We start from the raw sequence: 22,219 nt of genomic DNA on the forward strand, positions 1-22,219 counted from the left end.
CAGAGAGGCCAACGATGCCGAAATCGGGCAGTTTGCGGCTCTGATAGCCGCCGATCCGACTTTTTGAGCCGGAAATCCACTGATGCCTGTGGAAAACTGGCTCGTGGGCTCGTTTTTCAGCAAACTCCTAGGGGCATCAGGCAGGCAGAGAGGCTGTCAACGAGCACCACCAGGCCAGGGTGACGCTGCGCTACTTCGGCGATCCGGTCGATTCCTTCCGGGTCCAGGTGCAGGGGCCGGCCAGCGTGAACAAGCCCCACCAGGGGGCCGCCGATGGTGCCGGCGGAATCAACCCAGCCGATCGCCTGCAGCATCCGGCCCCAATCGGCCTGGCCTTGATCGGTGCCAACGATCAGAACCGGGGGGCAGGGCCCGACCAGCGTTCGATCCAGAAACGCCGGTTCATGCCGAAACCAGGCATCCAGCCAGGCCAGCGCCAAGGATGTCTTGCCCACCTTCGGCAGGGCGACCCATAGGTTGAAGGCGCCGCGGATCACCATGCCGTCCCATGCCCACGGCTCTGGCGTCAGGTCCAGACGTTCGCCGGGTTGCAGCATGTCGGCCTGGCCGTCGTTCGCCCTACGCCGCCTGGCGGCGGTGAGGATGGCTGTCAGCTCCTGATCCCGGATGGTGAGCTCCAGTTCCTCGGCAGTGGCCCGCAGCAGGGGCAGCCGGGCGGCGTAGGGCACCTTCCGGGCCAGTAGGGCGGCGGCAGTGTCGGCCAGGCCTTCTAGCTTCTGTTCGGCTGCCTGGGGCGCCACAGCAGCGGCAGCCTCCAGCCCCGGCGGATCGGTCGTGATGGCGGCCAGCAACCACTCAGCGGTGGCGCCTTGCGCGATCCAGTCGGCTACATCAAGGCCACCATTGGCAGGGCAGGAGCCGTTCCACAGGTGCGGCTGATCGGGCCAGCACAGCAACCACCGGGCACCGGGATAGGCGGCAGCAATCTGGCGGGCATGTTCGATCCCCTTGCGGTCGCGATCTGGGGCGATCACCAGCCGATCGGGCGGGAACAAACCGCCATCGCGGGCGGGGTTGAACTTGCCAGCGCCGCCGATGCTGGTCACTGCCGGCAGACCCAGCGACCGCAGCGCATCGACGCACGGCTCACCCTCCACCCAGAACACCGCCTCAGCGCCGGCCTCCAGGGCCTCCAGGGCCTCCAGGTAGCCGTAGGGCATGGCCAGCCCCTGCAGATCGCGGGGGGCCTTGTCGGCCACCAGAGCCCGCTGATAGATCTTCCGGTTGCCATCGCCGTCGTCAGTCCGTCGCACCTCCAGCAGTTGGCGCCCATCGCGGTCTCGGTAGATCCACGCCCGTGTGGCCTTGGGCCTGACCGTTTTGCGGTGCTCCTGCGGCTGATGCAACCGGAACTTGCCCCAGCCTTCGGTATCACCCAGGAATGCCCATTCCTGGCCGTCGTGACCGGGGCCGTGGCTGCCCTTGCGGTCTGCCCAGCTCGGCGGCTGGTGGGTGGTCCCGCGCCAGCAGAGCACCAGGCCGTTGGCGTTGGTGGAGCACTTCGCATCCTTGACGCGACCGCAGACCGGGCAGGGGTTGCGACGGCTGAAACGGGTGAGCGGACCCCGCCCCGACCCCGCGCCGGGGGTGCGCTCAACGCGGGTCTGCGTGAGCTCCGGGCAGAAATCCAGCAGAGGCATCCAGTCCTGATCCAGAGCCTCCTTGCTTGGATAATTCTTGCGATCAGAATCGATGTCCACCACATCCGTGGACGGGATGATGACGAGTTCGATCGGCTGTCCCAGTCGCTCGGCGACATCAAGCCGTTTCAACACCTCAGACTCATCAGCCGGCTGGCTCTGACTTGTCAATCTCGGCTCGCCATCAGCCAGCCAGAAACTCGCGTTCTTGCCGTCAAATGCAGGGAGAAGCTGCCCGTTGTTGTCACGCTGAACCTCCCTTTGACCGGTTGTGCTGTTCTGCTTGGCCACCGGGTAGGACTCGGCAGGAAGCGCCACTGGAATCACCGTCTGCAGGCTGAGCCCCAGCCGGGACAGATGGCCGACCGCTTCCCTCAGTGCTGTGTAGTTGCAGGGGGTCATGGGCGAACCTCCTGATCGGAGGCGCCCCAGGACGCACCACTTTGTTGCTGAACAGCCCAGCAGAAAGTAGTCGCAGCAATCTCCGGAGACGCCATAATCAGTTCAGCAAGAACTCAGGGCCGTGGCGAACTTCGCTGCGGCCTTTTTATTTGACCTCCTGCACGGCCTGTATGGATGCCCCTGAACCGTGCAAACCGTGCAGATATCCAGGACTTACACGGTTTGCACGGTTCAACAGCGCTCAATCGCTGATCTCAGGGGCTCAAGGGCACCACGAAAAATCGGCCTTGTCGCGACCATTGGCCAATGCCGACGCCGGCCAGTACATGAGTCTCAATCGCTGCTTCCAAGGTAAATCGGTATTTTTCGTGGTGCCCTCAAATGGTGTTGCGAGAATCCAACTGCCATGAGCCCATCTCTGACAGCTGCGGATGACATCAAGCAGCAACTCAATCTCATCTGTGCTCAGCTGAATGTGATCCAAGCGAAGATGGAGCTGAAGCCCAGGCTCAGCAGCAGCCCCTGGCTGCCCCTGGCCGAGGCTGCCAGGGCCCTGCACTTCCCCAGCACCCGTGCTCTGCGCATGGCCATCGACCGCGGTCGCATCCCTCCTCAGTTCGTGAGTGCCACCACCGGCGACACCGGCAAGCGCAGGACGCTGTACGTGGATGTGGAGGGCTTCGCCTCACATCTGCGCAACAAGTGAGGCCATCGAGGCGCTGTCAAACCAGCGCTGGTAGAGCGTGGTGTGCACCATCAGGGAATGCCCGAGGCTCTTGGCCGCAAGGGACGGGCTGATCTGCGGGTTGTGAATCGCCCGCACCGCCCAGGCATGGCGCAGGTCATAGGCCTGAAAGGGTGCCCCGAACCGCCGCAGCGCCACACCCAGCTGTGCTCCCACCGTGCGGTGGTCGCGATCGAGGTTGATGCCGGGCAGGCGCCTGAGTTCAAGCGACCAGCGATCGATCCACGCTTTCGGCAGCGGCAGCCCCTGCCGAGCTCCGGTTTTTCCTCCCTCAATCGCCACGAGACCATTGGGCTGGACCTGGGCCTTCATCAGTGCCTCATGGGGGCGAGTGCCATAGGTGGCGCAAACACCGGCAACCCACTGCCAATCGGCCGGTAACGCATCGATCACCTCAAGAATCACCGCATCCGTGGGCAGCTCACGAGGGGCGGCATCCTTCTGTGGGGTGTACCCCTTGCCGAGATCCTTGAGCTTTTGGACGGCTTCCGGGCCCAGCTCGATCGCACGGGCCACCGCCACAGTGGCGATCGAAGCCCGACGCCGGTTGCGGCTCCCTACCTCCTTGCTCTCGACCAAAGCGGTCAGCACCTTCAGATCGATCTTCTCCAGAGACAGCAGTGGCTTGAGGGGCGAGGCGTAGTCGGTGGCCCAGGAGACCGAGGCACTCACACCACGCCTGCGCTGCTGGATCCACCATTGCTCGGTGCGGCGGATCGCCTGCACGCCGCTGATCCCGTCTTCGGCCTCCCCACCCTTCCTGACGCCTCCACTTTTCTGGGAGTCATCGAACCACCGCTCAAAGGGGAAGGGGTCCAGCCCCATGCGGTGGAGCTCGATATCCCGGCCGAGCTCCTCGGCGAGCTTGCGGGCCTGCTCCAATCCCGCGGGATAGGTGATCGGGGTGCTGATGCGCTGCTGCTTCCAGGTACCGTCGGGCAGCGGCATTGTGCTCCTGAGCCGCAGGCGCTTGCCGGAGGGGGCAACCTCAATCGCGACCCCGCATCCCAGCTCCTTGAGAGCCCGGTTGACTCGGGTCAGATACGGGTCCCTGGGGGGCATGGCAGGTGTGCCTAAAACCGTGCCTAGTCTGGCCCTTTTTGGGCTTTTTCGTGCCTAATTCGTGCCTAACTCCAAAACCGCGTCGGCCATAAGCATCTTGCCAAAATCCAGTTACCGCAAGCCTTTTCAGTGATGGGGGCAGGGGGACTTGAACCCCCACAGTGTCGCCACCTGCGGATTTTAAGTCCGCTGCGTCTACCGATTCCGCCATGCCCCCGGCGCAGCCATCCTAAATTCGCCGCAGTGGTGCTCCGATTGGTCATGCCCGGCTTCCTCACGGCAGACAACCTGCTCGGGCTTGGAGCGTTTGTTGCCCTCGCGGGTGCCTACCTGGTGGTGGTGCCCCTGGCCCTGTACTGGTGGATGGTGAAGCGCTGGTATGTGATGGGCAAGATTGAGCGCTTCGGCGTCTACGGCCTGGTGTTTCTCTTTTTCCCCGGCCTGATCCTGTTCTCTCCCTTCATCAACCTGCGCATGGCAGGCCAGGGAGACGCGGGCTCATGAGCCGCGCTCAGGCGATCCTGCTGGGTCTGCTGGTCTTCGGGCTTGGCGGGATTGGCTATGGCATTTTCACCGCCACTGGTTACGAGGGCTTCAGTGCCGGCATCGCCTCTTCGGTGCTGCTGGTGCTGGTGGTGGTGGGCTGGACAGCCACCTACCTGCTGCGGGTGGTGACGGGAAAAATGACCTATATGGAGCAGCGTCGCACCTACCGCGAGGCCTACGACGCTCACACGATCGAGCAGCTGCAGGCCAAATTCGATTCCCTCAGCCCCGAGGAGCAAGAGAAGCTCCTGGCTGAGGTGGGCCAGCTCCAGGCCGACGCCGACATGTGACCCCATAGGCTCGCTTCCGACGCCCCTTCGGATCGGCTGATGAGCCCCTCTGCCGCGACACCTTCCGCCTGCAGCGCTGCTACGGCCATCGACCAGCGGTTCGCCTCCCTCGCTGAGCAGGGACGCTGCGCCCTGATGCCGTTCCTGATGGCCGGCGATCCCGATCTGGCCACCACCGCTGCGACGCTGCTGACACTTCAGGAGAACGGCGCCGATCTGATTGAGCTGGGAATCCCCTACAGCGATCCCCTGGCCGATGGCCCGGTGATTCAGGCCGCCGCCAGCCGCGCCCTGCGGGCCGGAACCACGCCGGCATCAGTGCTGGAGCTGCTGGATGGTCTGCGCGGTGCGCTCAGCACGCCGGTGGTGTTGTTCACCTACAGCAATCCCCTGCTCAACCGGGGCATGGAGACCTTCTGCAAGGAGGCCGCCAGCGCCGGTGCCGCCGGCCTGGTGGTTCCCGATCTGCCTCTGGAGGAAGCCGAAAAGCTCTCGCCGATCGCCGCCGCCGAAGGGCTCGACCTGGTGCTGCTGGTGGCCCCCACCACTCCAGCCGACAGGATGGCCCGCATCCATGCCGCCAGCCGAGGGTTCACCTATCTGGTCAGTGTCACCGGCGTGACGGGGGTGCGGACCAGCCTGCAGAGCCGCGTCGGCAGCCTGGTGCAGCAGCTCAAGACCAGCGACGGCACCCCCGTGGCCGTGGGCTTCGGCATCTCCGGACCTGAGCAGGCCCGCCAGGTGCGTGACTGGGGCGCCAACGGAGCCATCGTGGGCAGCGCTCTGGTCAAGGTGATGGCCGAAGCCCATGCCGCCGGAGAGGATGTCGCCGCTGCTGCCGGCCGGTTCTGCTCGACTCTGCGTCTGGGGCTGGACGCCTGAGTCTTGCTGGGGAGGAGCTCAGGCGAGGCCTAGGGGGTTGGCCATGTCGACGGCTGCAAGCCCGGCTGCACCGATTGGCTGAGGGGAAGGGACGTCCGGCTGGTCGTTGGCTTGAACCTGCAGGGCAGGACCGCAACCTGCCGGAAGCAAAGCCAACAACCCAGCAACCACCAGGAGGAATGGGGTTGCAACGGAACGGCCTTGGAGCCGCTGGAGGGTTCGTTGGAGGGCCATCACCCACATGCCGTTGCCTCCATGATGGCTTTCATGCCGTCAAATGCACCAGGAAAGTCCACGAGTCCAGGTGCTCCGGCCGCCTCCCGCTGGTTCGGCGCCGTGGCCGGCGACTACGCCCGCTACCGGCTCACCTACCCGGAGCCCTTCTTCGCCCGCTTCGCGGCGCGTTGTCCCCAGCGTGATCGGGTCTGGGACTGCGGCTGCGGCAGCGGCCAGGCCTCCCTGGCCCTGGCCCGCCACTTCAGCGAGGTGATCGCCACCGATGCCAGTGCCGAGCAACTGGCATCGGCCGCAGCGCAGGAGCGGGTGCACTACCGCTGCGCTTCCGCGACAGCCAGTGGCCTGGAGCCCGCCAGCGTTTCAGGGGTGATGGTGGCAGCGGCGGTGCACTGGTTCGCCGGACCCGCCTTCGACGCCGAGCTGCGTCGCGTGGCACGACCGGGTGCCGCCATGGCCTGGATCGGCTACCTGCCCGTGCACATGCCCTCCGCGGCACTGCGCGCCTGGTTTGAGACGTTCTACAGCGACACCCTGGCGCCCTGGTGGCCTCCCGAGCGACGGCTGGTCGACAACGCTTACCAGGATCTGACCTTTCCCGCAGAGGAATGGCCCTTCCCCGACGATCTGGCGATTGAGCGTCACTGGGACCTGGCCACCTTCCTCGGCCATCTGGGCACCTGGTCGGCCGTACAGCGGGCTCGGGAGCAGGGGGTCGATCCCCTGGTGGAAGCGGAGAGGGACCTGCGGGCGCTCTGGCCGCAGAATGGTGCGGCACCCATCGATCTCACCTGGCCATTCATGGGCCGCTGGGGCCGGATTGGATCAGTGCCTTGATGCCCTGCCTGAGGCGCCGCAGTGCCTCCTCCAGCTCCGCCGCATTGAGCATGCCGTAGCTGAGCCGCAGCACACAGCCGTGCCTCTGATCCACCAGCCCGAAGCTCGCGCCATCCACGCTGGCCAGTCGCTGCTCCAGCACCAGCCGCCGCATCAGATCCCGCGAACCCAGGGTGCCGCAAGGCGCATCGATGCGCAGCAGGGCATAAAAGGCCCCATCCGGCTGGGCCAGCAGGGCACAGGGCAGGCTTTCAGCCGCCTCATTCAGGGCGTTCACCAGCTGGCGGCGACGCTCCCCCAGGGCCGCGATGCGCGATGCACACCAGGCTGGGCCAGCCTCCAGGGCAGCCAGGGCAGCCCGCTGATTGAGCAGAGGCGGACAGATCATCACCGTGTCCTGCACCTTGGCCACAGCGGCCATCAGCTGCTGGGGCAACGCCGCATAACCGATCCGCCAGCCCGCCATGCCATAGGCCTTGGAGAGGGAATACAGCGAAATGGTGTGGGCACCACTGCCCGCCAGGGAGCCCGGGCTCCAGTGGGGTTCGGCGCCATGCACGAACAGTTCGTAGGCCTCGTCGTTGATGTGGAACAGGCCGTGGCGCTCGCACAGGGCATTGATCGCCGCCAGCACCGATGCGGGAATCACCAGGCCGCTGGGATTGTTGGGGGAGATCGTCACAATCGCGCGGCTGCGCGGTGTGATCGCCCTGGCCAGAATCTCCGGGTCCGGAATCCAGCCGGCCTCCACCGGCACCGGCACGCCGCCAGCCAGCTGGATCGCCATGGCGTGGTTGAAGTAATAGGGAACCGGCAGCAACACCTCACTGCCGGGATCACAGATCACCTGTGCCACAGCGTTGAAGGCCATGTTGCTGCCGGCCGTGACCAGCAGGGCGCTGCCCTCCAGATCCAGCTGGTTCTGGTGCCGCAGCTTCGTGCCGATCGCCGCCAGCAGCTCCGGCTCGCCGGCCATGGCACCGTAGCGATGCAGGGCGGCGCTGCAGCCGCCTGGCTGGCTGGCAGCGGCGTCGAGAGCCTGCCGAACGGCGACATCCACCCCGGGCGGCGGAGCCCAGTGCACCATCCCCTGGGCCAGGGAGAGGGTGCCGGGGGTCTGGCGGGTCAGGGCCGCCACCTCCGGAATCACAGGGCTGGCCACCGCCTCCAGCCGGGCGGCGGCTGGTGGCACGGCTGACGCGCGCTCAGACCACCCTGCCGAGCTGCTTCCTGCTGTGACGGATTGCTGTCCCATGGGCCTTACTGTCGGACCACACCGACCGATTGGTGATGGCGAAGTTTGTGCTCTGGGGCACCTACTGCGACAACGCTCTCGAAAAACGCACGCCCTACCGCCAGGAGCACCTGGCGGGTCTGCAGCGCCTCAAAGAGGCTGGAACCCTGGTCACCCTTGGACCCACCGAAGCCAGCACCCACGTGTTCGGAATCTTCGAGGCCGGATCTCTGCAGGAGGTTGAAGACCTGGTCAAGTCCGACGTCTACTGGCGCAACGGCATCTGGACAGCCGTTGCGGTCTATCCCTGGATCCAGGCGTTCTGAGGTGCCAGGCCCTGGATCAGGTGTCCCGAGGCTGTCTGGGCCAGTCAGCCTGGGCCTGCTGCCACACATAGGCCGCCACCACGGACACACCCTCATCCCCAAGCACGTCGGCATAGCCGCCCATCTGACCCACGCCTGCTCTGGCGATGGCGGCAACGGCGTCGGCATCAGCGATGCCATTGCGTTGCAGGGCCGCCAGTTTGAGGGTCTTACCGCGACGAATGATGTTGCCTCCCTGCAGGTGACAACCGGCGCAATGATTCTCGAACAGCTGTGCACCGCTTGACTGGGAAGCACTGACCTGGGCAGTGCTGACCTGGGCAGTGCTGATCTGTTCAGACCTGGGCTCGGCTTCAGCCAGAGCCAGCGCGGCTCCGGGCTGGACGATCAGCAGCGAAGCGACCAGCCCAAGCACCAGCAGCCATGGGATGACCAGGCCACCCCATGAACACTTGCGCTGCACTGTCACTCGTCCTCATCCTCAAGCATCTCTTCCATGGCACCGACGGGCAGCAGACGGATCTGTTTACGACCCAGCTTGATCTCGAACTCCTCACCGGGCTCCAGCTCGAGCAGGGCGGTGTAGGCCTTGCCGATCAGCAGGTTGCCATTGCCCTGAACCGTGGCGATGTAGCTGAGCTTGCGTCCACCTTTGCCAACCTTGCCGCCACCACCGAACGCCACGCCCTTGGCTTCGAGCAGGGCCTCGTAGAAGGCGGTGAAATTCAGTCGATCGCCTCCATCCTTCTTGGACGACACATAGCCGCATTCCCGGACGATCTCCGACTTGCTGGCATCACCGAGTTCCTTGACCTTGGCCAGTAGTTCCGTTCCGATGAGCATGGAATGTCTTCGCTAGCAATTGACCGACCCCCGTAACGTACACCAGCATTAGCTGTTGTCGTGACACCAACCCATGCCACCACAAGTTTCATGACCCTCATCCGTCCGCTGGTTGCCGAGGATCTGAACCAGCTGATTGACCTCTATCACGACGCCGTAATCTCCCAGACTCAGGGTCTCTACAGCAGCACACAGATCGAGGCCTGGGCCACCAACGCTGCTCGCGGCGATGCGGTGCGTTCCGCCCTCTGCAACGGCTACGGCCTCGCCAGTTGCGTAGCAGACGATTCCCAGCGGATCGAAGCTTTCGCTGTACTCGATCCGATCGATCGACTCTCTCTGCTCTATTGCCGCGGCCGTTCATCCCGCCAGGGGCGCGCCACGGCCCTGGTGCTCCAGCTGGAAGCCCATGCCCGCCGTCAGCATTGCGCGCAGTTGCGCACCGAGGCCAGCCAGCTGTCACGGCCCCTGCTGACGCGACTCGGCTGGGAGGTGCAGGAGGAGGAGGAGGTGCTCTTCGGCGGAGCGACGTTTCTGCGCTGGCGGATGATCAAGTCGCTCCGTTGATCCGTGCTCCTGCCATGGCCGAAGCCCAGCTGCAGCAGTTCCTCGAGAAGGTTCGAGCGCTCCAGGCCTTCGTGGCCCTCAGCGAAGCGGATCCGGCGCTGCGCCAGGCCCTGCGCGACTGCAACCACCACCATCAGGTGGTGAGTCTGGCGCAAAGCCGTGGTTTTGAGATCGGTCGCCGCTGGGGAGAGCAGGAGAACCCTGCCGCCGGTGATGACAACCTGCTGGCTGGTTCCTGTCCAGCCGCTGGAACCGAAGAGACCCGCCTGCTGCTTGAGGCGCCGGGCCTGCGTCTGGAGCGGATCCATTCCTGCGACTTCGCCAATCCCGACCACTTCTGGTACGACCAGGAGGAGCACGAATGGGTGCTCTTGCTACGCGGCAGCGCCACACTGCGCTTTGCTGATGAACCCGAGGCGCGGCAAATGACAGCCGGAGACAGCCTCTGGATCAGAGCTCATCGAGCCCATCGTCTGGAACGGACGGATCCGGCTCCCGGTTCCGTATGGCTGGCCCTGTTCTCGAAGGCGGCTTGCGCAGACTGAGGCTGCGCACCAGCCAGAAGGCAGCGGCCAGAGAGAGCACCGCGATTCCCAGACCCACAAGCAGCTGCGGCTTGTTCTCCGCACCGGGTGGCAGCACAATCACCTTCCGGGCAACGGCGGTGATCGCGGTGAGAAGCACCAGCTCAATCTGCACCACGTGGCGCCGCAGATAGGAGGTGATGTTCTGCAGCACCTCCAGGGCGATCAGGAGATTGAGCAGATCGCCCAGCACTGCGGTGAGGTCGTCCCCCATCCAGCGGCTGTTGGAGGTGAACAGCGAACCGATCACGACCGCGACCAGTTGGAAGGTGGCGGCGGCAATCACCACGCAGAGCACCAAGGCAAGCAGCTTGGCCAGCTGCTGCTCCCCTCGATCAATCAGATGCAGGAAGCCACCATCATCGGTGACACGCCGAAACCAGGGCCTCGTTTTCATCTGCACGGCTGCATGCGCATCGCTGTCGACTCTGGGTCAGTCAGTTCGGGAAAGGATCCATTTGGGGCCTTGCCGGCGTGTCGCTGGGGGAATTCTCCAGCTTGGTGTCACAGGTGATCGAACCATCCTCGGCGGTGACGCAGTTCTCAGGTTTCACCTTGGTGGAGGGGCCGACCGAGCTGCCAGGGCCCAGCAGAAACCTCTGGCTCTGGGTTCTGCCAGGGTCGGCACAGAGCAGAGCCAGGCTGGTGGAAGCCGTGATCAAGGCCAGCCCGGCGAGGAGGGAGCTGCTGGTGCGGCGCGAGGTCGTCATGTCAGAGGTGGCAAGGGGATCGTCGGACTGGACGGGAGAAATGGGCTGGTTGGCCACACTTTGCCTGTTGGCTGTCAGGGCTGACGATCGCCGCGGATCTCCTGCAACAACAGATCCAGTTCACCCAGCTGATCGTCGAGGGCCGAATGACCCACCGCTGCCTGAGGATCCACCCCCTGATCCTCCTGCTGCCAGAGCTCCTCGATGCCGCAGAGCCGCTCCGCCAGGCCCGTCAATCCATCGGTGTGGTGGATCTGTTCAAGCGCGTCCACCAGCACCGGCATCCGAATCGAAGCGGCCCGCAGTGCCCGCCTCAGATCGGCCTGGTTGCGGCCGGCATGGCGAAGCCAGTCTTTGAGGAAAGACTGGAGATCTTCGCGCTGATCGGTACTCAGGGACGGCATCAGCGGCCGGGGGGGAACCAGCGATCCAGTCTGCGCTGCGCCCGGCGCTTGATGTCGGGGGTGAGATGGCGTGTGCAGAGCCCCAGAAGGGCCGTGATCGCGACCAGATCGTCGCTGAAGCCAGCCGCCGGGATGAAATCGGGGATCAGGTCGATCGGCACCAGCAGATAGGTGAGAGCCGCCAGCACGGTGAACCGCACCTGGGCGGGAGTGGAGGCATCAAGCAGCAGCTCAAGGCACTCCAGGGCCGGCCGTGCCACCAGCCGCCCGGCGCGGCGCAGCAGGCGCAGCAGCACGGCCTCATCGACCACCCGGCTTTCGAGCACCTCAGCTTCCACCTCCAGTCCTGGGGGATCGGGATCGAAACCTTCAGCGGCGAAGGAGGAAGGCCGTGCCGAAGATGCCGCGGAGCTGGAAGTCATGGCGCCGGTCGCGCAGGACTTTCATTCTGCTTCCACCAGACCGCTCTCGATGCCGGCTTTCCGCAGCTTGCGCAGGGCCCGCTGAACCACCTGTCGGCAATATTCGCGGCTGCAGGCCAGTTGACGGGCCACCTCCGCCAGGGTGCGCCATTCATTGCTGCCATCCAGCCCGAACCGCAACAGCACCACGGTGCGCTCCTTGGGTGTGAGGCTGGCCCGCTCCAGCAGTGCCCACACCGAGGCACTGCGTTCGGCCAGCTCTGCCCGCTCCATCGGCGGCATTTCGTTGCTGGGCAGAACGTCCACCAGTTCGGAGGGGTCCGCCTTCGACTTCACCACCCCCTGCAGGCTCACGGTGACACTGCGCAACTCGCAGCCCAGCAGATCCTCGACGTCACCCAAGGGCAACTGCATCATCCGGGCCAGATCACTGGCGGCGGGGGGTAGTCCATTGGCCTGGAGATAGCGGGCCTTGGCGGCCCGCAGCCTGGTGAGCTTCTCGTTCACATTGACGGGGATCCGAATCGTGCGGCTCTGGGTGGACAGGGCACGGTTCAGTCCCTGACGAATCCACCAGTAGGCATAAGTACTGAAGCGATGTCCGCGGGTGGGATCGAATTTCTCGACGGCGCGGGTGAGCCCCAGGGTGCCTTCCTGGATCAGATCGAGCAGATCCAGCCCCTTGCCCTGGTAGCGCTTGGCCAGATTCACGACCAACCGCAGGTTCGCGGTGATCATCTGGTCCTTGGCGCGCTCACCCAGACGCATGGTGCGCCGCTCGAGATCGCTGTACTCGCAGGCGGGGCCACTGCCGCCAGCGTCGTGGCAGCGCTCCTGTAGCCCCACCATGGCCTGCACCTTTCGCCCGAGGGTGAGCTCCTGCTCGGGAGTGAGAAGTTGATGCCGACCGATTTCACCGAGATAGGCGCTGAGCGATGTCGCCATTACAACCACTACCGAGACTGAATTGAACCTAGGCTGATTTGATCAGGGGACACGAGCCAGATGAATGACAACCAACGTTTCGACTCTCTTCGTAACCTTTGACTGATTACATATTCTCTTCCAGTTCCTACACTTTCATCTGATTACAATTGCAGCCCTTGGGGCGTATTGCCTGGATCGGCGGATGCGGTGGGCCCCAGCCGAGAGGTTGGTTCTGAGATGCGCGTTGTCATCAGAAGAGGATTGCCCTGAACAACGGTCTGTCCCGGGCAGCGGTCTGTCCAGAGCAGCGGTGGCCGTCCGCTGAGGCCGAAGTGCCTTGGCTACCGTCGCTGCCAACGCTCCACCCCATCGATGCCAGGCTTCGCTGCCCTGCCCACCCCGGTGCTCTCCAGCGCCGGCGTGGCCTACGTGCATTACCTCAGCTTCATGCTCTGCTTCGGGGCCCTGGTGCTGGAGCGGCGGCTGATCCGCCCCAACCCCAGCAAGCAGGACGCCACGCTGATGGTGATCACTGACGTGGTCTACGGCCTGGCAGCCCTGGCCCTGCTGGGGAGCGGCATCCTGCGCGTGCTCCACTTCGGCCAGGGCAGCGCCTTCTACACCGAGAATCCCCTGTTCTGGTGGAAGGTGGGCCTTTACCTGTCGGTGGGGGGCCTGTCGCTCTATCCCACGATCACCTACATCCTCTGGGCCATTCCGTTGCGCAAGGGTGAAGCTCCGCAGGTGAGCGAGGCCCTGGCCAAGCGTCTGGGCTGGATCCTCAACATCGAGCTGGCCGGATTCGCCGCCATCCCCCTGTTGGCCACGTTGATGGCTCGCGGCGTTGGACTGCCTGGAGGAGCCGGGTGAGGACTGGCCGCACCGGGCGGATCCTGATCGCCAGTGCGGCTTCAGGGTCAGCCTTTGCAGTCTTGCTGTTTGGCGCGATGGCGCCACCTCCGGCCGCAAGGTCAGTTTCCCCGGTTCCCAGGGCTCCGCTGGCACCCCCCACAGTCTCGGATCAACCCAATTGCCCAGTGCCCGAGGCGGTCCTTGCGGCAGTTCCACCAGAGACGCCGATCACCCAAGACTCGATCGCCAGGACACCGACTACCAGGCCATCGAGCGGCACGGCAGCGTCAGCAGCCAGTCCCGAGGGTTTCGAGGATTACCGCCACCGGCTCCAACCTGGCCCCTGGGGCTGGATTCACCGCTCTCCCTGGTGCGTCTGGATCGAACCGATCGGGGACGAGGCCTCCCTCTGGGATCGCCGCTGGAGCGAGGCGGTGGAGGCGGCCCTGACCCGCTGGCAGGAGCTGCTGGTGATCGAGCGGGTGGAGGATCCCGCCGCCGCCCAGATTCAGGTGCTGCGGCGCCGACCGCCGCTGCGGCTTCTGGAGGGAGAGCAGCGGGCCAGCCATGGGCGCGCTGAGCTGCTGGGGGCGCGCTGGGTACGGCACAACGGTGCCTGGCAGCTGGAGCCCCGCCTGCAGGTGCTGCTCTCTCCGAACCAACGGCAGCTGGGCATCGAAGCCACCGCCCTGCATGAACTGGGCCATGCTTTCGGGTTGTGGGGCCACAGCGACCAGCCTGCTGATGTGATGGCAGCGGTGCCAGGGGCAAACCCAGTGCTGGAGATCGGTCCCCGCGACCGCGCCACCCTCCGCTGGCTGCAGCAGCAGCCCAGTGTTTTCGCCCCCGACTCAGGCGGCCCGGCCCTGCAGCCTCCGGCCGGCAGCCAGGGCGAGCAGGAAGCCCAATAGCTGCACGATCACCACGCAGGGTCCGGAGGGAAGGTTGAGGAACGCTGAGGCCAGCACGCCCACCACGGCGCCGCCGCTGCCGAGGGCGGCGGCCAGCAGCACATAGCCACCGAAGTGGCGGCTCACCAGCCGCGCGGCGCAGGCCGGAATCACCACGAAGGCACTGATCAGCAGCACCCCCACCGCCTTGATCGACACCGCCACCACCACCGCCAGCACGACCACGAAGAGCAGGCGCTGCCGCTGAGCCTCCACCCCGCGGGAGAGGGCAAGGGACTCATCGAGGCTGAGCAGGATCTGGCTGCTGCGGGTCGCCAACAGGTAAGTGCCGACCCCCAGCAGCAACAGAGTGACCAGCAGCAGATCAAGCCCGTCCACCCCCAGGATGTCGCCGAAGAGCAGCTGCTGCAGCCCGCCCTGGTACCCGGGCAGCAGGCTCAGGGCCACCACCGCGATCGCCAGGGAGGAGGAGTAGATGATGTTGAGCAGGGCGTCGGTGGGCAGCTGGCTGCGCTCCACCAGGTGATTGACCAGCAGGGCGAACAGCACCGCGAAGGGAATCAGCACCAGGGTGGGATTCAGTCCCAGGGCCACGCCCAGGCTGATGCCGAGCAGGGCCGAGTGGCCCAGGGCATCACTGAAGAAGGAGAGCTGGCGCAGCACCGCGAAACTGCCCAGCACGCCTCCGAGGGCGCCGGTGAGGGCACCCGCCAGCAGTGCCCGCTGCAGAAAGGGCAGGGCGAGCAGCTCCGGAAACGAGACCGCGTCACCCACCGGCGCCATGGTGGTGGTGATAGGGCAGATAGTCGCGGCCATAGAGCCGCTCCAGCTGGGCCTGACTCAGGGCATGATCGGGGCTGCCGGAGCAGCGCAGGCTGCGGTTGAGGCAGAGCACCCCATCACAGGTGCGGCGCACCATGTCGAGGTCGTGGGAGACCTGCAGGATCGTCCAGCCCTCGCTGCGCCGCAGGCTGAACAGGAGCTGCTGGAAGGCCTCCGAGGCCTGGGGATCGAGGCCCGCCTGGGCTTCATCGAGCACCAGCAGCCGGCGGGGGCGAACCACGCAGAAGGCCAGCAGCACCCGTTTGAGCTGCCCGCCGGAGAGGTCACTGATCCGCTGCTCAGCGAAGCCCTCGCAGCCCGTCTTGGCCAGGGCGGAGCGGATGGCATCACGGCGTCGCCCCTCGCCTCTCCAGGGCAGGCGCAGTCTGGTGCCATCCCAACCGAGACCCACGAATTCCGTCACGGTGAGCGGGATGGGTCCGGTCAGGGCCAGCCGCTGCGGCAGATAGGCGATCTGCTCGCGCACGCTGACGGGAAGGCGGCCCCGGCCATCCAGGCGTTCGCCCAGCAGCCGGACCTGGCCGCCCTGATGGGGAAGCAGACCGAGGATGGCCTGCACCAGGGTGCTCTTGCCGGCGCCATTGGGGCCCACCAGCGCGGTATCGGATTCAGCGGCGAGCGAGAAGCTGACGTTCTCCACCGCGGTGGTACCCCGCCGCCGCACCGTGAGGCCGCTGACTTCGAGAATCATTTCCGCCATCGCTTCAACCTAGCGATCCGCGGGAGCGCCCACCCCGGCGGACCGGGCCGCCGACCCTCCCAGCGCGGCGGCCACCGCGGCACCGTTCGCCTCCATGGTGCGCAGATAGCGGGCGGCGGACGGTTCGCTGCTCTCCTCACCCCGCTCCAACGGATCGAAGCGCAGGATCGGCAGACCCAGATCACGGGAGAGGGCCACCAGGGCCCGGTTGTTCTGCTGGGGCTCGGCCAGCAGGCCCCGCAGACCCTCCCGGCGAGCGATGCGACCGGCCTGCTCGAGGGCGGCGATGGAGGGACTCTCCCCGGGCAGGCTGACAAGCACGGCCCGCTGGAGTCCGTAGCGCACCGCGAAGTAAGGCAGCAGATCATGGAAGGTCACCACGGTGCGGCCCCGATAGGGAGTCAGCTGGCGATCCAGCGTCTGGTGGAGAGCGGTGAGTTGTCGCGAGAAGGCCTCCGCTCGCTCGTCGTAACCCTTGCGGCAGCTGGGGTCGGCGGCGATCAGCCCATCGCGGATGGTGCCCACCTGCTGACGGGCCCGCAGGGGGTCGAGCCACACATGGGGATTCACATCCCCATGGCTGTCTGAATGGTCGTGGTCACCGCCATGCCCATGGCCATCGTCGTGGTCCGCCGGCAGGGGAGTGACACCGCGGCTGGCCTCGATCACCCGCAGATCAGAACGGCCGGCACCGTCGATCAGGGGCAGCAGGAAGTCATCCAGGCCGAGGCCGTTGCGCACCAGCACCCTGGCCCGGGCGAGACGGGCCATCTCGGCCGGTCGCACCTGCAGGTCATGGGGATCGGTGGTGGAGGGGAAGAGGGGCTCCACCGTGGCGCAGTCGCCGGCCACGGCCCGGGTCAGCAACGTGATCGGCAGCACCGTGGTGACAACCACCGGCCGAGGTGGCATCGCCCCGGATTCGGCCCTCCCGGTTTCAGCGGTCGGCGGGGATGCGGGCCCACCGACGGGGGCAGTGCATCCGGCCAGAAGCAGCAGTGCCACCCCCGGCAGGACGCCCAGGCACGCGGGAAGCAGGGAGGCCATGGCAACGCCAGAAGCATGAGAATCATTCTCCCAGGTGATTGGGCCGATCCTGCCGGGGGGATGGTTGGCTGGTGGCCTGTCCGTGACGCCCCCGGCGATGACCCAGCAGCCGATCGTGATCCTCGGTGGCTTCCTGATCACCGCCGAGGCCTACGAACCCCTGCGGCTCTGGCTCCAGGACCAGACCTCCCAGCCGGTGCTGCTGGTGCCCGCCAGCCGGTTCGACTGGCTGCTCACCTCCTTCCCCTTCGGCTGGGTGCGGCTGCTCGATCGGGTCGCCGTCCTGGTGGCCGAACAGGCCGCCCGTTCCTCCACGGGCCGCGTCACCCTGATCGGCCACAGCTCCGGTGGGGTGATGCTGCGCCTCTTCCTGGCGGATCAACCCTTTGAAGGTCGCACCTACAACGGCAAAGCCCGAGCCGACACCCTGGTGATGCTCGGCAGTCCCCACACCGCGCGGCGGGCCACGCCGCTGCGCCAACGGGTCGACCGGGAGCTGCCCGGTTGCCCCTTCGCCGATCAGGTGCGCTACGTCTCGGTGGCGGGGGACCTCCCACCCGCTGCCTTCAGCCCCACCGCCCGCCGCCTCGCTCCGTCCTCCTACCGCAACATCTGCGGCGATGCCGACGCCCCTGGCGATGGTCTTGTGCCCGTGACTTCGGCCCTGCTGGCTGGATCCGAGGCGATCACCCTGGCCGGGGTGGCCCATGGTGGCGCCTTCGGACCGCGGTGGTACGGCACACCGGAGGTGGCGGCGCAGTGGTGGGCTGCGGTGGCAGCAGGGCTGGGCGGCATCGCCACCGGTGGTAGTGGGTTCCCCGCTTAGTCGCGGCGGGGAGCGCCACGCCGGCAGGCCAGCACCTCCTGCACCTGCCGCCAGCTCACCCCGTGGTGGGCCAGAGCCACCTGCAGATGAAAGAGCAGGTCCGCCGCCTCACCGGCGATCGCAGGGCCGTCGTCGTCCTTGCAGGCCATCACGAACTCAGCGCTCTCCTCACCGACCTTCTTGAGGATGCGGTTATCACCCCCCTCCAGCAGCTTGTTGGTGTAGCTGCCCGGTTCCGGCTGGTCGCGGCGGCCCTCGATCACCCGCATCAGTTCGGTGCAGGCGTCGGCAGGGGGAGGCGGGGCCTCCGCTCCACCGGCGGTGGCCAGCGGGCCCTGGTCGTAGAAGCAGCTGCGCGCCCCGGTGTGGCAGGCCACGTCACCGATCTGCTCGATGGTCAGCAGCAGCACGTCGGCATCGCAGTCGTAGCGGAGGCCCCGCAGCCGCTGGAAGTGACCGCTGGTGGCGCCCTTGTGCCAGAGCTCCTGCCGGGAGCGGCTCCAGTAATGCACCTCGCCGCTGGAGAGGGTGCGCTCGATCGCCTCCCGGTTCATCCAGGCCACCATCAGCACGGCCCCATCGAGCCAGTCCTGGGCGATCGCCGGGATCAGGCCAGCGTCGTTGAAGCGCAGCGGGGGCAACGACTGAAGGCTTCCCTCCAGGGGTTCGGTCATGGTCATCGGGACCCGCAGGTCAGTCGGAAGCGGAACCACAGCCAGTTTCGCCTTCCGACGCCCACGGATTCCGCCCACTCCCGCCGATAGCTCCCGCAGGGCCCTGCAGCGCCCCGACCGGCCGCAGGACACAGCAGACTTGCCGCCGGTCCGCCGAGCCCCTTGAGTCACACCTGTTCCAAGACCTTCAGCGGCTATCCCTGCTGCCATCGCCAGTGGCGACACAGCGGCCACTGCCGTTTCGTGCACGGCTACAGCCGCTCCTTCACCGTCTGGTTTCGGGCTCTCCAGCTGGACCAGCACGGCTTCGTGGTGGACTTCTCAGCCCTCAGCGGCCTGGAGCAGCGCCTCGCCGACCAGTTCGACCACACCTTCCTGGTGAATGCCGACGACCCGCTCCTGCCGGACTGGCAACGCCTGCACGCCGGCGGCGCCCTCGATCTGCGGGTGATGGACAACGTGGGCATGGAGGCCAGCGCCGAGCTGGTGTGGGGCTGGGCCAACACCCTGCTGCGGGAGCAGGAGGGGGGGCGTGCCTGCTGCTGGAAGGTGGAGGCCCGTGAAAACGAGAAGAACGCCGCCTGCTACGAGGCCACCCCCACCTGGTTCCGGACGGAGGTGGCCGGATGAACGCGGCCCGGCTGGCCACGGCCTGGGCCCTGTTCCAGGGGCTGCTGATCGAGGCCATGCCCTTCCTGTTGCTGGGGGTGCTGATCTCGTCGGTGGCCCGCTGGCTGGCCCCCGGCGGCCGCTGGCTGCGACAGCTCCCCCACCATCCCCTGGGCGGTCCCCTTACCGGGGCTGCCCTCGGTTTCGCCCTACCGGCCTGTGAGTGCGGCAATGTGCCGGTGGCCCGCCGCCTGCTGGCCGGTGGGGCGCCCCTGGGCACAGCCCTGGGCTTCCTGTTTGCCGCGCCGGTGCTGAACCCGATCGTGCTGGCCGGCACCTGGGCCGCTTTCCCCAACAAGCCCTGGCTGCTGCTGGCCCGGCCCCTGGGAGCCGTGCTGGTGGCCCTGGCTCTGGCGAGCCTGTTGGCGCTGCTGCCGGAATCCCGCCTGCTGCAGCCGGATCTGCTGGCCGAACGGCGTCTGCATCAGCCCCTGGCCAGCGTGAACCTGCTGGAGCGCAGCACGGGGGTGCTGGGGGGCAATGCCGCCATGGTGCCGGCGGCCGTCAACCCGCCGCGGCCACCCTGGTGTGAGGTGCTGCGCCACGGCAGCCAGGAGTTCCTCGATCTGGCGGTGCTGCTGGTGCTGGGCTGCGTCATGGCGGCCCTGGTCCAGACCCTGGTGCCGCGGGAGTGGCTGCTGGCGGTGGGCGGCGCCCCCACCCTGTCGATCGTGGCGTTGATGCTGCTCAGCCTGATCGTTTCGGTCTGCTCGAGCGTGGATGCCTTCCTCGCCCTGAGCTTCGCGGCCCAGGTCACCCCCGGGGCACTGCTGGCCTTCCTTCTGCTCGGGCCGGTGATCGACCTCAAGCTGGTCGGTCTGCTGGGGCTGCTGTTGCGTCCCGTAGGACTGGCCCTCACCGCCGCCGGTGCGAGCCTGACGGTGCTGCTGATTGGGCAATGGGTGAACCTGTGGCGCGGCTGACCCCACCCCATCGCCCCGGCTGGGGGGATCTGCCCCGGCGGGCCGCCCTCTGGCGGGGCCTGGGACTGGGCCTGTGGGGGCTGGTGCTGCTGCAGAGTGCCGCCAGCGACCGGCTCGCCCTGCTGCTGCGCGAGGTGTTCCATCCGCTGGTCTGGCTGGCCGGGGCTTTGCTGCTGCTGCTGGGAGTCCTGCAGATGGCCCAGGCCTGGCGCCAGGGAAGCAAGGCCGGGGCCCCTGGAGCGGATCGGCTGCGCCGTAACCAACTACCGGGGCTACTGGGCACTGCGGTGCTCGCCCTGCTGGTGCTGGCCGTGCCGCCGAACCCCTCCTTTGCGGATCTGGCGGGCCAGCGCCCCCGCGACACCACCAGCGAGGAGGGCCTCAGCTTCGTGTTGCCCCCGGCCCAGCGCAGCCTCACCGACTGGGTCCGGCTGCTGCGCAGCCAGCCCGATCCCCGCCTGTTCGTCGGTGATCCGGTGCGCATCAGCGGCTTCGTGCTGCCGATGGAGGGGGAACCTCCGCAGCTGGCCCGCCTGCTCGTGCGCTGTTGCCTGGCCGATGCCACCCCCGTGGGAATGCCGGTCCGCTGGCCGACAACCTCGCCCCTGCCTCGGGCCGACCAGTGGCTTGCCCTCGAGGGGCGAATGGCCCTGGAAAGCAAGCCCGGCGGCGAGCGTCTGGTGGTGGTGCCCACCCAGATTCGAGAGATCCCACGGCCGGCCCGGCCCCTGGAGCCATGAGGCAGCTGCTGCTCGCCCTCGGGGTCCCGGCAGTTTTGGCGTTGGCGCAGCAGCAATGGCTGTTGCGCCAGCCTCCAAGGCTGGAGGCCCTCGAACCGGCGCCCGCCAGCTCCGGCCCTGCGGCCCTGCGCAGCCGCTTCAGCCGGCCGATGGACAGCGCCAGCATCGCCAGGTCCAGTCGGCTGCAGCCGCCCCTGGAGCACCGCTGGCTGGGGGAGGGCGATGGTCTGATGCTGAGTCTTTCAGCGGGGCAACGCCTGAGCGAGCCCCTGCGCCTGGAGCTGGAGGGGCGCGATCGGCGCGGGCTGGCCCTGCGGCCTGGCGCCTGGTGGTGGGATCCGCGGCCGCGGGTGCTGGCCGTGGTGCCGGTGCCGGGGGGCGAACAGCTGCAGCTGCGGGAGCGGGACGGTCGCTGGCATCCCCTCTCGCCGGTGTGGCACCGGATCCTGCAGGTCCAGCCCACCGGCGGCGGCCGGTCGCTGGCTCTGGTGAGCCGTTCGCCGGAGGGGGAGCACCGGGTCTGGCGCCTGCCCCTGCGGCAACGCAACCTCGCCCCATTGGCCCAGGGACTGGGCCCCGTCCAGGCGGGCCGCCTGGAACCTCTGCTGCCCGAAAGCCTCACGTTTGCCCACCTCAGCGGCAACCAGCGCGGCGATCTGCTGGTCCAGTCCACCATGGGCATGCCGGGAGAATCGGTGCTGCGCCTCTGGTCAGCTGGGGGCGACTCACGCCTGCTCGATCTGGAGGCCTCCGGGGGGGTGCAGCTGCTGCCGGAGGGGGGAGCGGCGGTGGTGCCCCTGCCTGAGGGACTGGCCCTGGTGGATCTGCCCCCCCGGGTTGCCCGGCGCCAGGTCCTGCCGGGCAGCCGGGATCTGAGCAGCTTCTGCCCCCAGGCCGGCAGGGCCCTGCTGGTGCGCCACTGGCCCGATTTCCGCCGATCGCTGGAGCTGGTGGAACCCGGCCAGGCACCGCGACAGCTCTGGGTGGGTTCGCAAGCCCTGATGGCCAGTGCCTGTGATCGGGGCGGCCAGCGGGTCTGGGTGCTGCTGCTGGACGCCACCGTGGCCCAACGCCTCACCTTGCTCTCCCTCGATCGGCAGGGCCGGCTGCTGCGCCGCCGCACCCTGACGGGCTGGGAACTGGAGCCCGGTAAGGGGTTGCAGTACGACCCCAGCACCGACCGCCTGCTGGCGACGCTCCGGCCCGTCGCCGCGGCGGGCAGCACGACGGGTCCGAAGCAGACCGTGACGGCGGCGCGCGCCGTGCTGATCGACGCCACTCGCCTGGAACTCGATCCCCTCGATCAGCCCGTGCTGCAGGCGCAATGGCTACCGGCGGGGTAGAACAAACCCCCCGAC

At 67.2% G+C, this 22,219-nt stretch carries 29 protein-coding genes and 1 tRNA gene; 15 read left to right on the forward strand and 15 right to left on the reverse strand.

Annotated elements, in window-relative coordinates:
- Positions 1–116: 116 nt before the first annotated feature.
- The gene (locus VB777_RS05620; protein ID WP_323247621.1) at positions 117–2,063 is read right to left on the reverse strand and encodes an AAA family ATPase; all 1,947 of its coding nucleotides are present in this window, start codon (positions 2,061–2,063) and stop codon (positions 117–119) included.
- Positions 2,064–2,469: 406 nt separating this feature from the next.
- Between VB777_RS05620 and VB777_RS05625 the strand changes: the two genes are divergently transcribed.
- The gene (locus VB777_RS05625) at positions 2,470–2,769 is read left to right on the forward strand and encodes a hypothetical protein (protein ID WP_323247623.1); all 300 of its coding nucleotides are present in this window, start codon (positions 2,470–2,472) and stop codon (positions 2,767–2,769) included.
- Here the strand turns inward: VB777_RS05625 and VB777_RS05630 are convergent.
- Together VB777_RS05630 and VB777_RS05635 are read right to left on the reverse strand one after the other, a co-directional pair.
- Entirely contained in the window at positions 2,749–3,870 is a 1,122-nt protein-coding gene (locus VB777_RS05630) for an integrase (RefSeq protein WP_323247624.1), read from the reverse strand. The two genes, VB777_RS05625 and VB777_RS05630, sit on opposite strands and share 21 nt — an antisense overlap.
- Positions 3,871–4,003: 133 nt before the next feature.
- Positions 4,004–4,087 (reverse strand) — tRNA-Leu (locus VB777_RS05635).
- 44 nt (positions 4,088–4,131) lie between these two features.
- Between VB777_RS05635 and VB777_RS05640 the strand changes: the two genes are divergently transcribed.
- The 4 genes from VB777_RS05640 to VB777_RS05655 all read left to right on the forward strand — a co-directional run bounded on the left by VB777_RS05640 (position 4,132) and on the right by VB777_RS05655 (position 6,659).
- Positions 4,132–4,374, forward strand: a complete 243-nt coding sequence (locus tag VB777_RS05640) for an NAD(P)H-quinone oxidoreductase subunit L (protein ID WP_197156258.1) — start codon at positions 4,132–4,134, stop codon at positions 4,372–4,374.
- Complete coding sequence (locus VB777_RS05645; RefSeq protein WP_197156259.1) at positions 4,371–4,706, forward strand: DUF3007 family protein; 336 nt, start codon at positions 4,371–4,373, stop codon at positions 4,704–4,706. The genes VB777_RS05640 and VB777_RS05645 overlap by 4 nt, the downstream gene beginning before the upstream one ends.
- 39 nt (positions 4,707–4,745) lie before the next feature.
- Entirely contained in the window at positions 4,746–5,588 is an 843-nt protein-coding gene (gene trpA / locus VB777_RS05650; RefSeq protein WP_197170420.1) for a tryptophan synthase subunit alpha, read from the forward strand.
- A gap of 267 nt (positions 5,589–5,855) precedes the next feature.
- Complete coding sequence (locus VB777_RS05655; RefSeq protein ID WP_323247626.1) at positions 5,856–6,659, forward strand: class I SAM-dependent methyltransferase; 804 nt, start codon at positions 5,856–5,858, stop codon at positions 6,657–6,659.
- Here the strand turns inward: VB777_RS05655 and VB777_RS05660 are convergent.
- A complete protein-coding gene (locus tag VB777_RS05660; protein ID WP_323247628.1) occupies positions 6,622–7,851 on the reverse strand; it encodes an aminotransferase class I/II-fold pyridoxal phosphate-dependent enzyme in 1,230 nt (409 codons plus the stop codon). The genes VB777_RS05655 and VB777_RS05660 overlap by 38 nt on opposite strands.
- A 98-nt stretch (positions 7,852–7,949) precedes the next feature.
- Between VB777_RS05660 and VB777_RS05665 the strand changes: the two genes are divergently transcribed.
- On the forward strand, positions 7,950–8,219 hold the full coding sequence (locus VB777_RS05665; RefSeq protein WP_197156267.1) for a YciI family protein: 270 nt from the start codon (positions 7,950–7,952) through the stop codon (positions 8,217–8,219).
- A gap of 16 nt (positions 8,220–8,235) precedes the next feature.
- Here VB777_RS05665 and VB777_RS05670 read toward each other — a convergent pair whose 3' ends face one another.
- Both VB777_RS05670 and VB777_RS05675 read right to left on the reverse strand, forming a co-directional pair.
- Positions 8,236–8,550 (reverse strand): c-type cytochrome, encoded by a 315-nt coding sequence (locus tag VB777_RS05670; RefSeq protein ID WP_323247762.1) that lies wholly within the window; start codon positions 8,548–8,550, stop codon positions 8,236–8,238.
- 134 nt (positions 8,551–8,684) lie between these two features.
- Complete coding sequence (locus VB777_RS05675; RefSeq protein ID WP_322758625.1) at positions 8,685–9,062, reverse strand: AbrB-like transcriptional regulator; 378 nt, start codon at positions 9,060–9,062, stop codon at positions 8,685–8,687.
- A 90-nt stretch (positions 9,063–9,152) separates the two neighbouring features.
- Between VB777_RS05675 and VB777_RS05680 the strand changes: the two genes are divergently transcribed.
- Together VB777_RS05680 and VB777_RS05685 are read left to right on the forward strand one after the other, a co-directional pair.
- Positions 9,153–9,629, forward strand: coding sequence for a GNAT family N-acetyltransferase (locus tag VB777_RS05680; protein WP_197170424.1), 477 nt, complete (start codon positions 9,153–9,155; stop codon positions 9,627–9,629).
- 14 nt (positions 9,630–9,643) lie between these two features.
- Positions 9,644–10,174: a Nif11 domain/cupin domain-containing protein gene (locus VB777_RS05685; protein ID WP_322758624.1), complete on the forward strand. Its 531-nt coding sequence runs from the start codon at positions 9,644–9,646 to the stop codon at positions 10,172–10,174.
- Here the strand turns inward: VB777_RS05685 and VB777_RS05690 are convergent.
- The 5 genes from VB777_RS05690 to VB777_RS05710 form a co-directional block, all read right to left on the reverse strand.
- The gene (locus tag VB777_RS05690; protein WP_197170426.1) at positions 10,080–10,610 is read right to left on the reverse strand and encodes a phosphate-starvation-inducible PsiE family protein; all 531 of its coding nucleotides are present in this window, start codon (positions 10,608–10,610) and stop codon (positions 10,080–10,082) included. The genes VB777_RS05685 and VB777_RS05690 overlap by 95 nt on opposite strands.
- A gap of 40 nt (positions 10,611–10,650) precedes the next feature.
- Positions 10,651–10,923 carry a hypothetical protein gene (locus VB777_RS05695; protein WP_323247631.1) on the reverse strand — a complete coding sequence of 91 codons (273 nt, stop codon included), beginning with the start codon at positions 10,921–10,923 and terminating at the stop codon, positions 10,651–10,653.
- 74 nt (positions 10,924–10,997) lie between these two features.
- Complete coding sequence (locus VB777_RS05700) at positions 10,998–11,327, reverse strand: hypothetical protein (protein ID WP_197170427.1); 330 nt, start codon at positions 11,325–11,327, stop codon at positions 10,998–11,000.
- On the reverse strand, positions 11,327–11,749 hold the full coding sequence (locus VB777_RS05705) for a YkvA family protein (RefSeq protein ID WP_197170428.1): 423 nt from the start codon (positions 11,747–11,749) through the stop codon (positions 11,327–11,329). Before VB777_RS05705 ends, VB777_RS05700 begins: the two co-directional genes overlap by 1 nt.
- A gap of 21 nt (positions 11,750–11,770) precedes the next feature.
- Positions 11,771–12,694: a sigma-70 family RNA polymerase sigma factor gene (locus VB777_RS05710; protein WP_197170429.1), complete on the reverse strand. Its 924-nt coding sequence runs from the start codon at positions 12,692–12,694 to the stop codon at positions 11,771–11,773.
- 354 nt (positions 12,695–13,048) lie between these two features.
- Between VB777_RS05710 and VB777_RS05715 the strand changes: the two genes are divergently transcribed.
- Together VB777_RS05715 and VB777_RS05720 are read left to right on the forward strand one after the other, a co-directional pair.
- Positions 13,049–13,546, forward strand: coding sequence for a DUF2214 family protein (locus VB777_RS05715; protein ID WP_197170430.1), 498 nt, complete (start codon positions 13,049–13,051; stop codon positions 13,544–13,546).
- 167 nt (positions 13,547–13,713) lie between these two features.
- On the forward strand, positions 13,714–14,439 hold the full coding sequence (locus tag VB777_RS05720) for a matrixin family metalloprotease (RefSeq protein ID WP_323247634.1): 726 nt from the start codon (positions 13,714–13,716) through the stop codon (positions 14,437–14,439).
- Here the strand turns inward: VB777_RS05720 and VB777_RS05725 are convergent.
- From VB777_RS05725 to VB777_RS05735, 3 genes are read right to left on the reverse strand one after another with little or no spacing between them, the layout of a single operon-like run.
- A complete protein-coding gene (locus tag VB777_RS05725) occupies positions 14,380–15,213 on the reverse strand; it encodes a metal ABC transporter permease (protein ID WP_416223892.1) in 834 nt (277 codons plus the stop codon). The two genes, VB777_RS05720 and VB777_RS05725, sit on opposite strands and share 60 nt — an antisense overlap.
- Positions 15,206–15,982, reverse strand: coding sequence for a metal ABC transporter ATP-binding protein (locus VB777_RS05730; protein ID WP_197156285.1), 777 nt, complete (start codon positions 15,980–15,982; stop codon positions 15,206–15,208). The genes VB777_RS05725 and VB777_RS05730 overlap by 8 nt, the downstream gene beginning before the upstream one ends.
- A 9-nt stretch (positions 15,983–15,991) precedes the next feature.
- On the reverse strand, positions 15,992–16,879 hold the full coding sequence (locus VB777_RS05735) for a metal ABC transporter solute-binding protein, Zn/Mn family (RefSeq protein ID WP_323247636.1): 888 nt from the start codon (positions 16,877–16,879) through the stop codon (positions 15,992–15,994).
- Between the two features lie 247 nt (positions 16,880–17,126).
- Between VB777_RS05735 and VB777_RS05740 the strand changes: the two genes are divergently transcribed.
- A complete protein-coding gene (locus VB777_RS05740) occupies positions 17,127–17,855 on the forward strand; it encodes an esterase (protein WP_323247763.1) in 729 nt (242 codons plus the stop codon).
- Here VB777_RS05740 and hisIE read toward each other — a convergent pair.
- A complete protein-coding gene (gene hisIE / locus VB777_RS05745) occupies positions 17,852–18,529 on the reverse strand; it encodes a bifunctional phosphoribosyl-AMP cyclohydrolase/phosphoribosyl-ATP diphosphatase HisIE (protein ID WP_323247638.1) in 678 nt (225 codons plus the stop codon). The genes VB777_RS05740 and hisIE overlap by 4 nt on opposite strands.
- Before the next feature lie 162 nt (positions 18,530–18,691).
- On the opposite strand from hisIE, the gene VB777_RS05750 reads away from it, so the two are divergent.
- Genes VB777_RS05750 through VB777_RS05765 form a run of 4 tightly spaced genes read left to right on the forward strand, consistent with a single transcriptional unit; the run spans position 18,692 to position 22,204 of the window.
- Positions 18,692–19,159 (forward strand): 6-carboxytetrahydropterin synthase, encoded by a 468-nt coding sequence (locus tag VB777_RS05750; RefSeq protein ID WP_197170434.1) that lies wholly within the window; start codon positions 18,692–18,694, stop codon positions 19,157–19,159.
- Positions 19,156–20,121 (forward strand): permease, encoded by a 966-nt coding sequence (locus tag VB777_RS05755; protein WP_323247640.1) that lies wholly within the window; start codon positions 19,156–19,158, stop codon positions 20,119–20,121. Before VB777_RS05750 ends, VB777_RS05755 begins: the two co-directional genes overlap by 4 nt.
- Positions 20,097–20,861: a TIGR03943 family putative permease subunit gene (locus VB777_RS05760; RefSeq protein WP_197156294.1), complete on the forward strand. Its 765-nt coding sequence runs from the start codon at positions 20,097–20,099 to the stop codon at positions 20,859–20,861. Before VB777_RS05755 ends, VB777_RS05760 begins: the two co-directional genes overlap by 25 nt.
- Positions 20,858–22,204 carry a hypothetical protein gene (locus VB777_RS05765; protein WP_323247642.1) on the forward strand — a complete coding sequence of 449 codons (1,347 nt, stop codon included), beginning with the start codon at positions 20,858–20,860 and terminating at the stop codon, positions 22,202–22,204. Before VB777_RS05760 ends, VB777_RS05765 begins: the two co-directional genes overlap by 4 nt.
- Positions 22,205–22,219: the final 15 nt, after the last annotated feature.

It is taken from the genome of Synechococcus sp. CCY9202 (genome assembly GCF_034931685.1).
Taxonomy (GTDB): domain Bacteria; phylum Cyanobacteriota; class Cyanobacteriia; order PCC-6307; family Cyanobiaceae; genus CBW1002.